Source organism: Janthinobacterium sp. (assembly GCF_031995485.1).
Taxonomy (GTDB): domain Bacteria; phylum Pseudomonadota; class Gammaproteobacteria; order Burkholderiales; family Burkholderiaceae_D; genus Janthinobacterium.
Window position 1 is genome coordinate 1 of sequence record NZ_DAMAGB010000042.1, and the last position, 13,100, is coordinate 13,100.

Genomic DNA, 13,100 nt, shown 5'->3' on the forward strand with positions numbered 1-13,100 from the left:
GCCAGGTCTCGCTCAGCCTGCGCCTGGCGCCGCAGATCGCCGGGCAGCGAGAGGCCTGCGCCATCTTCGACGTGTGCGACCAGGGCATCGGCATGACTGCGGATCAACTGGCCCGCGTGTTCGAACCGTTTTGCCAGGCCGATGACAGCATCAGCGGCACGTACGGCGGGACCGGACTGGGGCTGACCATCTGCCGGCATCTGGCAAAGTTGCTCGGCGGCGACATCACCTGCACCAGCACGCCCGGTGGCGGGTCGCGCTTTACCCTGCAACTGACCTGCCAGGACGCCGCCGCGGCCACGCCACCGGCGCTGCCGCAGCTCCCAGCGTCCGCCCCGCCCGCGCCGGCCACTGCGGCACCGGCTGCCGCGGCAACGTCCGATGCACGCATCCTGCTGGTCGAGGATACCGTGCTCAACCGGCAACTGGTGTCGCTGCAGCTGGCAGGCTGCGGCCATCCGATCGATACGGCAGAGAACGGCGAAATGGCGTTGCTGGCCCTGGCCACGCGGCCCTATGCGCTCGTGCTGATGGATTGCATGATGCCGGTGATGGACGGCTATCAGGCATGCCGCACGTTGCGCCAGCGCGAAGCGCGCGGCAAGCTCGCCCGCACGCCCGTCATCGCACTGACCGCCGGCGTCACCGAGGATGACCGGCGTCGCTGCAGCGACGCCGGCATGGATGACTACCTGGCCAAGCCGTTTACTGCGCTGCAGCTGCGCGACATGGTGCAGCGCTGGCTGGCGACGCCTGCCGAAAAATAATTATTTAATTCGTTCAAATCGCATATATTCGTTATAATCAATTCATGAAATATTAATTTCACCGCCCGCGGCGTGCGGCCGGTGGTCGATATCACGCGAACCAGCGGAGGATGCTTGCACAACAGACCGATTTCGCGCGGCAGATGGCCGGCCGTGGCATGGGAACGCGTCGACACGCGCGTGCTGCTGTCGATCCTGGTTGCCTTCGTGCTAGCTGCCCTGTGGACGGCGACGGTGCTGCAGCTGCGGCAGGCGCGGCAACAAGCCCTGGCCGACGCCGGCCGCGAGACGCGCGCCATGGCGCGCGTCTTCGACGAACATGCCATCCGCACCATCGAAGCGGCCGACCAGGCGGTGACCTACCTGCGCGGCCGCTACAACGTGCTCGGCAAGGCGCTCGACATCAACTCGGACCTGCAGCGCGGGCTCAATCCCGGCCCCTTGTACAACCTGTTCAGCATAGTCGACGAGCATGGCGACACCGTGCTGTCCAGCCGCCCCTTCAAGCCCACCAACCTGGCCGACCGCGAACACATCCAGGTTCACATGGAACGCGACAGTGGCGAGCTGTATATCAGCAAGCCAGTGCTGGGGCGCGTCTCGCGCAAGTGGTCGATCCAGATGACGCGCCGCATCAACCATCCGGATGGCCGCTTCCAGGGCGTGGTCGTGGTATCGATGGATCCCTTCTACTTCACGCGGCTGTACGACCAGGTTGACCTGGGCAACAACAGCGCCATTGCGCTGGTCGGCAGCGACGGCGTAATACGGGCACGCCGGGTTGGCGACCTCAACACCCTTGGCGAAGATATCGGCGACAGCCGCGTTTTTGCCCTGATGCGCGGCAAAAGCCGTGGCGCCTTCACCCAGCCCAGTCCGGTTGACGGCGTCGTGCGCCTGTATGCGTTCGAAAAGCTGGCGCATTATCCCCTCTACATGCTGGTCGGGCTGGACCTGAACACGGTACTGGCCGGTTATGCGGTACGCCGCAATCAGGCCGTACTGATGGCGGCCATCACGAGCGTGCTGGTGCTGCTGTCCTGGGCCGCCCTGCTGCTGCTGATCGGGCGGCTGATCGACAGCCGCGCCCGCGCCATTGCAGCCGGCCAGGCTAAATCGCGCTTCCTGTCGAACATGTCACACGAACTGCGCACGCCGCTGGTCGGCATCCTGGGGTTCTCCGAGCTGCTGCTGGAAAAACTGCAGCCTCCCGACCTGCGCGAGCAGGCCAGCGCCATAGACGCCAGCGGCCGGCGCCTGCTGGCCATCGTCGACGCGGTGCTCGAACTCAATGCACTGGAAGCAGGAACACCCAGGCTGGACACCGCGCCGGAAACGGTGAACGAACTGCTGGAGCAGGCCGTGGCGCCATTTCGCGCGCGGGCTGCCGAAAAAGGCCTGGCGCTCGCCTGGAGCGTGGCGCCGGGCGTGCCCGAACGTATTGCATGCGACCGTCCACGCCTGCTGCGGCTGCTTGCCATCATGCTCGACAACGCCGTGCGTTTCACCGCCAGCGGCGCCATCACGCTGCACCTTCGGATCGACGCAGCCTGGCTGGAGATTATGGTGCGGGACACCGGCATCGGTATCGCAGAAGACCAGCAAGCGGTGATATTCACCCGGTTTTCGCAAGCCGACGACAGTCCCAGCCGCGCCCATGGAGGCGCCGGCCTGGGCCTGGCGACGGCCGTGCACCTGGCGGCGCTGATGGGCGGCGAGCTCGCGGTGGCATCGGCACCGGGCCAGGGCGCCGTGTTTACCGTGCGCTTGCCGCGCGACACGACAACGCTGGATGCAGAGTCACTATCGAATTGACAACACTATTATCTTGATAGTTACTGACAAGCATTGTTCTTATTTGATAACAGGTATAGCATCCTTCCATGATAAGATTTCCGGCAAGCAAAGCGGTGCCCAGACGACTGGTGGAGTGGCTGTTTTTGCTCTCCAGCTTGCTGGGAATTGGCGGCACCCTCGCCTACCTGCACCTTGCCGAGACGGCACGGCTGGAAGCGGCCGAGCGCGAACGGCTCGCCACCATGACCACGCTGCTGGCAAAAAACATCGAAGTCGACCTGGCGGCAACCAACCTGGCGCTGGCCGGGGTGATCCGCGATTTCCTCAGTCCGGCGGCACAGACTGCCGGCCAGTTGGCGCTGCCCTGGCGCCTGAACGCGGTCGTCGACGCCATGCCCGGCGTGCGCACCATGCTGGTGCTCGATGCGGCGGGAAAATCACTGAACGCCAGCTCGCCGGAACTCATAGGCCTGGATTTTTCGCGACGCGCCTATTTCCAGACCGTGCGCGACGCCCCCGACCCGCAGACACTGTACATATCGGCGCCATTTCGCTCTTTGAGGAGCGACCTTGTCATTACAGCGGCACGCATGGTGACAGACCGTCAGGGAAAATTTGCGGGCGTCGTGCTGGCCACTCTCGATCCCGAGTATTTCACGGGAAAATTCCGTACCGCCATGTACGCCAGCGACGTCTGGGCGGTGGTGCTGCATGGCGAAGGAAAACAATTCCTGAACTATCCGGCCAAGGGAGGGCCCAATGGCACCAGCCTGGACGTGCCGGGCAGCTTTTATCGCCGCTACCGCGACAGCGCGCAGCCGGCCGGCGTATTGGCGGGCGTGCGGATACCAAGCGCTGCCGCAAGCGAGACGCGCGCCATGGCCATGGCCAGCATTGCCCCGGTGGGCCTGCATATGGACTATCCCATCATCATCGGCCTGAGCCGCGAAGAGGCGGCCATCACCGCGCCCTTGCAGCGCATGGCGTTCGGCTATGCGCTGTGCTTCGCCGTGCTGGCCCTCGCCGGCGCCAGCCTGCTGTACTGGAGCCAGCGGCGGCGAAGCCACCAGGCCGTGTGGCTGGCGGCGCAGGATGCGGAGCGCCAGTCCATGCAGGCCATTGCGGACAGCGAAACGCGTTTTCGCACCCTGATCGAGGATGCGCCGCTGGCCATCGCCATGCTGCGCCACGGACGTTTCATCTATTCGAATGCGCGCTACCGCCATCTGCACGGCTACGCCATCGAGGATGACCTGAACGATCTGCCCTGGCGCGCCATGATCGCCGCCGAGTCGCAAGCGGCGCTGACCGCCAACGAGGCGCTGATCGACGCCGACTCCACCACCGAGCAGTCCTTCGAAGCGGTCGCGCTGGCCAAGCACGGACGCCATGTGCCGGTATTCAAGACCACCACCCGCGTGCTGCTCAAGGACGGCCCGGCGACGCTGATCTTCGTGCAGGACATTTCCGCACAAAAGCGGGCCGAAGCGGAAATGCTGCTGGCGCGAGACGTGGCCGAGGCCGCCAACCGCGGCAAGGCCGAGTTCCTGGCCAACATGAGTCACGAAATCCGCTCGCCGCTCAATGCCATCCTGGGCATGGCCTGGCTGCTCGAGCGTGGCAGTCTGGATGGCCAGGGGCTGCAGATGGTGCGCAGCATCCGCGCTTCGGGCCAGTCATTGCTGGGCATTGTCAACGACATCCTGGACATCTCGAAGATCGAAGCAGGCCACATGTCCATCGAACAGGCGCCGTTCCGCCTGGCGGACGTGATCGGCAAGGTCGCCGCCGCCATGTGCGTGGCCGTGCACGAGCGGCCGATCGACGTGCGGATCGGTCCCCTGCCGCACGGCGTCGATACCGTGCTGGGCGACGCACTGCGGCTGGAGCAGATATTGACCAACCTGACCAGCAATGCCCTCAAATTCACGGCCCGGGGCGCCGTCGAGCTGAAAACCACGCTTGCCAGCCGCAACGGTGACGAGGCCGTCGTGCGCTTCAGCGTACGCGACACGGGCATCGGCATCGCACCGGAGGTGCAGGAGACGATCTTTTCGCCGTTTACCCAGGCTGACAGCTCCACCACCCGGCACTTCGGCGGCACCGGCCTTGGCCTGGCCATCTGCCGCCAGCTGGTGCAGCTGATGAACGGCACCCTGAGCCTGGAAAGCAGCGTCGGCAACGGCAGTGAATTCGGCTTCGCCATTCCGCTGCGCCTGATCGACGAGACGCCGCCGGAGGCGCCAGCCTACGAGTACCCCGGGCCACCGGTGGCCGGCACCGGCGGGCACGAGCCGCCGCCGCGCCGCATGCTCGATGGCCTGCGCGTGCTGGTGGTGGACGACAGCGACGTCAATCGCGATGTTGTCTGCCGCATCCTGCTCGACCAGGGGGCGCTGCCGACGTGCGCGTGCGATGGCCGCCAGGCCCTGAACTGGCTGATGGCGCATCCGGAGGAGGTGGACATCGTATTGATGGATGTGCAAATGCCCGTGATGGATGGCTTGCAGGCGACCCGCGAACTGCGCAAACAGCCGCAACTGGCCCACCTGCCGGTGGTGGCGCTGACGGCTGGCGCATTTCAGTCACAGCAGGCCGCCGCGCTGGAGGCCGGCGTCAACCACTTCATCGGCAAGCCCTTCAACGTGCCGCAGACCATCGCCCTGCTCGCGCACGTGCAGAGCCAGCGCATGCGGGGCCGCGCCATATCGCCATTGCATGCGCCGGCAGCGCCTGGGTCGCAGGCGCCGGTGCTCGATTTCGCGCAAGGCCTGGCTTTGTGGCTCGATGAAACCCCGTATCGGCTTCACCTGTCGCGTTTCGCCGGCGTCTACCGCGGGGCCGCAGCCGAACTGCGGACAATGCTGGCCGCTGGCGCACAGGCCGATGCCGCCGCCTTTGCGCACAAACTGTGCGGCGTGGCCGGCAGCCTGGCGCTGACCGCCACGCACCATGCGGCCAAGCACGTCGAGCATCTGCTGCGTACCGGCGCGGATATCGCCGATGCCCTGCAGCGCTTGGATCTGGAACTGGCGCTGGCAATCGATGCGCTTGACGCCATGCCCGCCATGCTGCCCTCCCACGGCGAGCGTGGCCCGGACGGCCTGCTGCTGCCGGCAGCGGCGCTGCTGGAGCGGCTGCTGCTGGCGCTCGACAGCGATGATCCCGCGCCGGCGGAGCTGCTGCTGCTGGAACTGGAACAAGTTGTTCCCGACGCCGCCCTGGATCCGATACGCGGGCATTTGTCGGTCTTCGATTTTCGCGGTGCCGAACGGGCCACGCGCAAGCTGGCCAATGACTTGACCTCAGGAGTATCAGGATGACATTGCAGACCATACTCGTGGTAGATGACGAGCCGACCAACCTCAGCCTGTTACGCTCGATTTTATCGGACAGCTACCGGCTGGTCTATGCCTGCAATGGCCAGGAAGCGCTGGCGGCAGTAGTCAAGCACCGGCCCGCCCTGGTGCTGCTCGATGTGGGCTTGCCCGATATCGATGGCTACCTGCTGTGCCCGCAATTGCGCCAGGCCGACCCCACGCACGCGATGCAGGTCATCTTCATCACCGTGTATGGCGGCACCGAGCAGGAATTTGCCGGTTTTGAAGCGGGTGCCGTCGACTACATCGTCAAGCCCGTGTCGCCGCCGATCGTGCGCGCGCGCGTGGCGGCGCATCTGTCGCTGGTGCGCGCCACGGTACTCGAACGCAGCTACCGCGACGCAATCCAGATGCTGGGCCACGCCGGCCATTACAACGATACCGATACGGGCGCGCATATCTGGCGCATGGCGGCCTATTCTGCCGAACTGGCGCGCGCCGCGGGCTGGGATGCGGAGCGCTGCGCGCAGCTCAAGCTGGCCGCCGCCATGCACGACACGGGCAAGCTCGGCGTGCCGCAGGCCATCCTGCGCAAGCCGGGGCCGCTCGACGAGGCCGAATGGACCATCATGCGCACGCATCCCGGAATCGGCCACGACATCCTGAGCCGCAGCGAAGCACCGGTGTTCCAGCTGGCAGCCGAGGTATGCTTGCGCCACCATGAGAAATGGGATGGCAGCGGCTATCCGGACGGCCTGCGCGGTGCGGCAATCCCGCAGTCCGCGCGCATCGTCGCACTGGCCGACGTGTTCGACGCGCTCAGCATGGCGCGTCCGTACAAGCCCAGCTGGCCGGTGGAAGACATCGTCGCCCACCTGAAGGCCGGCGCGGGTACGCATTTCGATCCGTGGCTGACGGAAATGTTCATCGGACTGATGCCGCAGCTACTGGCGATCAAGGCCCAGTTTCGCGATGTCTCCTCGACTGCATAAGCGGCTGGGCAAGCCGCCGTCCCGGCTGGCGCCGGCGTTGCGCGATCAGCCCTCTCGGCCATCCACGCGAGGCCGCCACAGATACGGTGCATAGGTCCATGCATACCACAGAAAGGCCAGCGACCAGCAGGCGCCCGCCGCCAGCAGCATGGGCAGCGCCAGCGGCGCGGGGCCGATCGCCGCCAGCAGCCGCGCCACGGCGCCCAGCTGCACCAGCCAGTACATGGCCGCTTCCGCCCTCCCCGCTTTCAGTGGCCGGCCCGTATGGCCGAGCGTGGTGCGCGTCATCATGCCGATGATCAGGCCCGCCATCGAGCCCACCGTCAGCGCATGAAACGCGGCGCTGGCCGGCAGCCATTGCAGGCTGGCAGCGGCCAGCAGCGCAAAACCGATGGAGATCCACGCATACGACAGGTGCAGTATCCACAGCAGCGGCACGCGCAGCGTGCGCTGCGGCTGCCAGGCGACAAGGTTGGCCAGCGACATGCCGGCGGCAGCCAGGCACAGGGGCGCCGTGACCGCCGCCGGCGCGCCCGCGATCCAGCCGGTGCCGGCGCCCGCCATCAGGCCCACCGCCACCAGCGCCCGCTTCGGACTGGCCACCGGCGTGCTGCCGAGCGCGCCGTTGCGCGTAAACATGGGAATCACGCGCGCGCCGATCACCGATTCGATCAGCACGATCACAAAAATAGCCGCCTGCACCGGCGTGGCCAGCGCCAGCGCCAGAGAGCCCAGATGCGCCGCGTGATACAGGCCGTTGGCCAGCGTCAGCAAGGCCAGCAAGCCGACCAGGAACAGATTGCGATGGTTGCCCGAGCGCCGCAGCACCTGGTACAGCGGCCAGGCGCACAGCGGCAGGAACAGCAGGTCGATCACGGCCGCCACCGCCGCAGGCGCGGCCAGCATGGCCACCCTGCCCGCCAGCCACAGGGCCGCCAGCGCAATCAGATGACCGCCGCGCGGCGTGGCCAGACCAGTCCAGGCGCGTCCGGCGGTAAACAGGAAGCCGACCACCACGGCGACGGCAAAGCCGAACACCATTTCATGCATATGCCAGCCCAGGCCCACCTGCCAGATGCCTTTTGCCAGCCCAAAATAACTGGCCAGCCACATGGGAATGCTGACGGCCGCAAACAGCGCCGACAGCAGATAGAACGGGCGAAACCCCAGCTGCCACACGGCATGGCCGGGCTGCCATGGCAGTACGCTGCTGGTGGGCGCGGGACGTGAAGGTTCGCTGATCGGGGTGATGGACATCTTGGACTCGCATTAAAAGATATATTTTATATGCTACTTTAAATATGCGCCGCTGTCATCTGCCAAAATGCGTATCTTGCGTAGGTCGGATTAGCTGGCCGCAAGGCCAGCGTAATCCGACAACATTGTTGACGCAGGCCGGTGGTGGTGTCGGGTTACGCGCAAGCGCCTCGGCGGCCCCGCTAATCCGACCTGCCCGGCCTGCCCGGCCTGCCGTCTATAATCGTGCCTCCAATTGCTCGCCACCACACCATGCTCCACATCGCCTTCGAATCCCCCAACCAGCCCGAGATCATCGCCCTGATCGCCGACCTCGATGCCTACCAGCTGACGCTGTATCCACCCGAAGCCGTGTATGCGCTCGACCTGGCGTCGCTGCTGCAGCCGCATGTCAAATTCGCCGTGGCGCGCGATGCGGACCAGGCCATCGTCGGCTGCGCCGCCGTGGTGCTGAACCCGGGTTATGGCGAGGTCAAGCGCATGTATGTAAAGCCCGAGGCGCGTGGCCGGGGCGCGGCACTGAGATTGATGGCGCTGCTGGAACAGGCGGCGCGCGAGGCAGGATGTCCGCTGATGACGCTGGAGACGGGGCCATCGCAGCCCGAGGCGAGTGCACTGTATGAACGCCAGGGATATGCGCGCTGCGGGCCGTTTGGCGACTACCGCGACGATCCGCTCAGCGTGTTCATGCAAAAGCGGCTGGCTTGAAGCCTTCGCTCGGTTACGCCTTGGCCTTCCTGGATATCTGCCACGACCTGGACAGCCGATCGATCGTTGCCGCCACATCGATCACCCTGGCTTGCGCTTCCGGGCTGTCCACGCGCTGGTCTGCCGGCAGGCTGTGATAGTCATAAGCATCGTTCGGCCCCAGCAGGCCGGCCAGATGCGCATTGACCCGGAAAATTAGGTGATGCATGCGCCAGCACGTGGCGTCTTCATATGCGGGATAATCCTTGTCTTCCAGCGGCAGGCAGATTCCGCCCTTCCACAGCTCGCGCTCAAAAGCGATGGCGATATCCTGATAACCGGAGCGGGATTTGTCGTAGGACGGATCGCTGAACAATATCTTCCATCTGGGAATGAGCTGAAACGCCAACGAACACATCACGGGCCGGAACAGGCGTGATGAGGTGTCGACATCCTCGATGCATGCGGGCGGCGTGGTGTGAAATGCCGAAAACACTTCGATCAGGTGTCCCAGGTTAGGCGCGATCAGCTCGATATAGCGCGCGATAACGAAACCATAGTCACCTGTTTGATCGATGGCGGGTATATAAAACAGGTCACCGGGCTGCACCGACGCGTTCAATAATTTCATGGACTTCTCTCTGGTCAAAGGACTTCGCGGAGGCATGCGATGCCGCCCGTGCCACTCTTTATTCGCTGTGTCCATCATAAGCCTCGACAGCAACAGGCACGGCACCAATCACCACCGCCCCCGCTGCAGGCAAGCCTATCAGCACCGCACTGACCACTTCCTGCCTCGATGCACCATGTGCCTTGGCTGACAGTACATGGAATGGAATACCCGACGTGTTGCCGGTGGCGGCCAGCACGGCGATATACGCCAGCTCTTGCGTCTTTTTATCGAGCGCGCTGGCGGCATCGAGCGATGTGGCCAATTGCATCCACGCCTCCGCATGCTTTGGTGCTTCCTGCATAAAACTGGAAAATGCTGTTGAAACGCTCATGGATATGTCTTTCCTTGTCAAGGGCAGGTCGGATTAGCGGCGGCACGCCGCGTCATCCGACAATATTGTTGGCGCGACCGGTTATCGTTTTTCATTTCGACGATACCAGATACGCGCGCAATCCGTGCGTCAATACCAGCGGAAACACGCTGGCATGGTCTTCATCGGCAAACACGCGCAGGCGGGTTTTGAGACCGGCAAACTGGCGCGATTTCAGGCTGGCGTCGAATTCGCGCAAATCTTCGACCATGTCGGCATCCTCCTCCGAGCGCGAGCGCTTCTTCCCTGGCGCCAGCCGTTCGAGTGCGCCAATGCCGAAAAATACCGAGGCCGGCAAAGCCCTGTGCGACTTCGCATACGCGCGTTCCCGGTCGAACATGATGCCGGCGTCGTACCACAGCGACGGGCTGCCGAGGATGTAATGATCGAAGGTGCGCGGCTCGCTGAGCAGCAATTGCAGGCCAAGCAGGCTGCCGTAGGAGTGGCCGACAAAGACCTTGCGCTCCATATTGACGCGATACGCGCTGGCAATCATCGGCAGCACTTCGGCGGACAGGAACTTCCCGTAAGCCGCCGCTTCGCCAAACATCGGCTTGCGCCCAGGCATATCCGAGCGATAGCTATTGTTGCGCGGAACCGTCGGCGTGTAATCGCGGCGCCGGCTGAACACACCGTCGTCGCCCTTCGCATACGACAGCCCGACCACCACCACCTCCTCCATGCCCGCATGCCTGGCCAGGCGCTGCGCAATATTGCGCACGACGGGAAACGCGTAGTTGGCATCCACCACGAACAGCACCGGATAGCGCTTCCTGCCGTCTCCGTACGAATCGGGCAAGGCGACATACACCTGGTAGTCGCGGTTCAAGGCCGTGGCATGGATATCGCGTACCTCGGTATGGTCGAGAACATACGCGGGCGCGCCGGCCGTCCCGGCCTGGGAAACGCTGCCCAAGGCGCAGAGGGCGACGCTCAACATCACTGATTTCAACATTTTTTTTGGCTTCCTTGATAACTGGCCCGGATATCCGGGCCATGCATCCTGATCGATGCCGTGTCCTGTGACAACTGTCACAAATCGATTGTGCGACACATGTCACATGGCGTCAAGCGCCTTGCCTTCGTCATGAAAAGTGTCGCGCCATGTTTGCTGCGTTGTGGCAAAGGAATACAGCGATTTAAATTACCGGACATATTGCATCCTGTGACATTGTGTGAGAAACTGAATATAACGAATTAAATGAATACAACGAAATAACCAAATAATTTATTCCGTTGCCACGAGCACCCGTCCCCGTGCCCGACGTGCGTTATTCGCATGTGCAAGGCTTTGCGCACCGGCATCCGTCCAGACAGTTGCACTTCTGTCCCGAAGCCATCTTGTGTTACCAGACAGGCCCGCGACCTCGCCCTGTTGACCGCAAAGTCATCCGTCCTATCCGGCGGGCAGCATCAAGCCGACACAGGCTTACTTACGAAAAATAATAGACAGGGGCATCTCATGAAAAACTTATCCGTACGCACACAGCTTGCACTGGCATTTGGCGCCATGGCCACACTGCTGGTCGGGATCGCCATCATGGCAATCATCAGCATTTCCAGCCAGGCCGAGGGGTTTGAAAGCTACCTCAGCGGCGTGCGCGCACGCTCCGAGGCAGCCCATTCCGTGCGCGATGCGGTCGGCATGCGGGCCGTGGCGGCACGCAATCTGGTACTCGTCAGCGCTGCAACTGACCGCGACGCGGAAAAAAAGATCGTCCTGCAGGCGCAGCAGGACGTGGTGTCGGATTTGCAGAAGCTCAGGCAGCTGGCCGGCGCTGCCTCCACCTCGGAAGAGGAACGGCGCATGATCGACACGATTGCCGGCATCGAGCACCGCTACTCGCCCGTGGCCATGGCGATCGTGGACCTGGCCTTGCGCGGCAAAAAGGAAGAAGCCATCCTCAAGATGAATGACGAGTGCCGGCCCCTGCTGGCGGCGCTGGTATCGGCGTCGAATGAATACGCCCAGTTGGCGACGCAGCGTTCGTCGCAGCTGATCAGGGACGCGGAAGACCATTTCAAGGCTGCCAGAAACAGGCTGGTTCTTCTCAGCGTGATCGCCACCGCACTGGCGATTGCGGCCGGCATCCTGATTTCGACCAGGCTGCTCAAGGCGCTGGGCGCCGAACCGCTGCTGTTGTGCGCCGCTGTCACCAGGGTGGCCAGCGGCGACCTGACAGGCGAACTGCAGCTCAGGCCAGGCGATACGGCCAGCGTGCTGGCCGCAGTGCAGCGCATGCAAATCTCGCTGGCCGAGGTCGTCTCTTCCGTCCGCCAGGACTCGGAAACGGTATCGACGGCCGCAGCGGAAATTTCCGCTGGCAACAGCGACCTGTCGAGCAGGACCGAGCAGCAGGCCAGCTCACTGGAAGAGACCGCCTCGTCAATGGAGGAACTGACGTCGACCGTCAGGCAGAATGCCGACAACGCACGCCAGGCCAATATGCTGGCAGTGACTGCAGCCGATATCGCCACCAGGGGCGGCGCGGTGGTGTCGCAGGTGGTCGGCACGATGGAATCGATCAGCGAAGCATCGCGCAAGATCGTCGACATCATCAGCGTCATCGATGGCATCGCTTTCCAGACCAATATCCTGGCCCTGAACGCGGCGGTCGAAGCGGCACGGGCCGGCGAACAGGGACGCGGCTTTGCCGTGGTCGCCTCCGAGGTGCGCAATCTCGCGCACCGCAGCGCCAGCGCCGCCAAGGAAATCAAGGTGCTGATCTCCGATTCGGTGGAACGGGTCGATCTGGGTACCAGGCTGGCCAGCGATGCGGGCGCCACCATGCACGAGGTGGTCGACAGCGTGAAGCGCGTCACCGATGTCATTGCCGAAATCGTCAGCGCCAGCCAGGAGCAGTCTGCCGGGATAGAACAGATCAATCAGGCGATCGGCGAGATGGACAACGTCACGCAGCAAAATGCCTCGCTGGTGGAACAGGCGGCGGCAGCGGCCGAATCGCTGCGGGACCAGGCAGGCAACCTGGTGCGTACCGTCAGCGTGTTCCAGGTACGCGATGGCGGGCACTGTGCGCGGCCAGCCCTGAGCGAAGTGCGCGGCGTGGCGGTCGCCGCCAGGACGATTGCCAGGCCAGCCCTGCCGCCACGCGTTCGAACCAGCAATATCGCGCCGTTGTCGCAGGCCAAAACACGCAAGGTGGCGGTGGCCGCGGGCGAGTGGGAGCAATTCTGACCATCCGCAGCGCCGGCGCCATGGTGCAGGGGGCGCCGCGG

General features: G+C 64.1%; 10 protein-coding genes. 6 read left to right on the forward strand and 4 right to left on the reverse strand.

Annotation, left to right across the window (positions count from 1 at the left end; translation table 11 throughout):
* From RTQ46_RS20385 to RTQ46_RS20400, 4 genes are all read left to right on the forward strand, one after another.
* A partial coding sequence (locus tag RTQ46_RS20385; protein WP_312439414.1) for a response regulator occupies window positions 1-767 on the forward strand: 767 nt, incomplete at its 5' end.
* 114 nt (window positions 768-881) lie between these two features.
* Window positions 882-2,582, forward strand: a complete 1,701-nt coding sequence (locus tag RTQ46_RS20390; protein WP_312439415.1) for an ATP-binding protein — start codon at window positions 882-884, stop codon at window positions 2,580-2,582.
* A gap of 95 nt (window positions 2,583-2,677) precedes the next feature.
* A complete protein-coding gene (locus tag RTQ46_RS20395) occupies window positions 2,678-5,887 on the forward strand; it encodes an ATP-binding protein (protein ID WP_312439416.1) in 3,210 nt (1,069 codons plus the stop codon).
* A complete protein-coding gene (locus tag RTQ46_RS20400; RefSeq protein WP_312439417.1) occupies window positions 5,884-6,876 on the forward strand; it encodes an HD domain-containing phosphohydrolase in 993 nt (330 codons plus the stop codon). The genes RTQ46_RS20395 and RTQ46_RS20400 overlap by 4 nt, the downstream gene beginning before the upstream one ends.
* A gap of 45 nt (window positions 6,877-6,921) precedes the next feature.
* Here the strand turns inward: RTQ46_RS20400 and RTQ46_RS20405 are convergent, their stop codons facing one another.
* Window positions 6,922-8,133, reverse strand: coding sequence for an NnrS family protein (locus RTQ46_RS20405; RefSeq protein WP_312439418.1), 1,212 nt, complete (start codon window positions 8,131-8,133; stop codon window positions 6,922-6,924).
* Window positions 8,134-8,385: 252 nt separating this feature from the next.
* On the opposite strand from RTQ46_RS20405, the gene RTQ46_RS20410 reads away from it, so the two are divergent.
* Window positions 8,386-8,841 carry a GNAT family N-acetyltransferase gene (locus RTQ46_RS20410; protein WP_312439419.1) on the forward strand — a complete coding sequence of 152 codons (456 nt, stop codon included), beginning with the start codon at window positions 8,386-8,388 and terminating at the stop codon, window positions 8,839-8,841.
* Window positions 8,842-8,854: 13 nt separating this feature from the next.
* Here the strand turns inward: RTQ46_RS20410 and RTQ46_RS20415 are convergent, their stop codons facing one another.
* From RTQ46_RS20415 to RTQ46_RS20425, 3 genes are all read right to left on the reverse strand, one after another.
* Window positions 8,855-9,451, reverse strand: a complete 597-nt coding sequence (locus tag RTQ46_RS20415) for a hypothetical protein (RefSeq protein ID WP_312439420.1) — start codon at window positions 9,449-9,451, stop codon at window positions 8,855-8,857.
* Between the two features lie 58 nt (window positions 9,452-9,509).
* On the reverse strand, window positions 9,510-9,824 hold the full coding sequence (locus RTQ46_RS20420) for a carboxymuconolactone decarboxylase family protein (RefSeq protein ID WP_312439421.1): 315 nt from the start codon (window positions 9,822-9,824) through the stop codon (window positions 9,510-9,512).
* Window positions 9,825-9,915: 91 nt separating this feature from the next.
* Window positions 9,916-10,803 (reverse strand): alpha/beta hydrolase, encoded by an 888-nt coding sequence (locus tag RTQ46_RS20425; protein ID WP_312439422.1) that lies wholly within the window; start codon window positions 10,801-10,803, stop codon window positions 9,916-9,918.
* A gap of 522 nt (window positions 10,804-11,325) precedes the next feature.
* On the opposite strand from RTQ46_RS20425, the gene RTQ46_RS20430 reads away from it, so the two are divergent.
* Window positions 11,326-13,059, forward strand: a complete 1,734-nt coding sequence (locus RTQ46_RS20430; protein ID WP_312439423.1) for a methyl-accepting chemotaxis protein — start codon at window positions 11,326-11,328, stop codon at window positions 13,057-13,059.
* Window positions 13,060-13,100 lie beyond the last annotated feature (41 nt).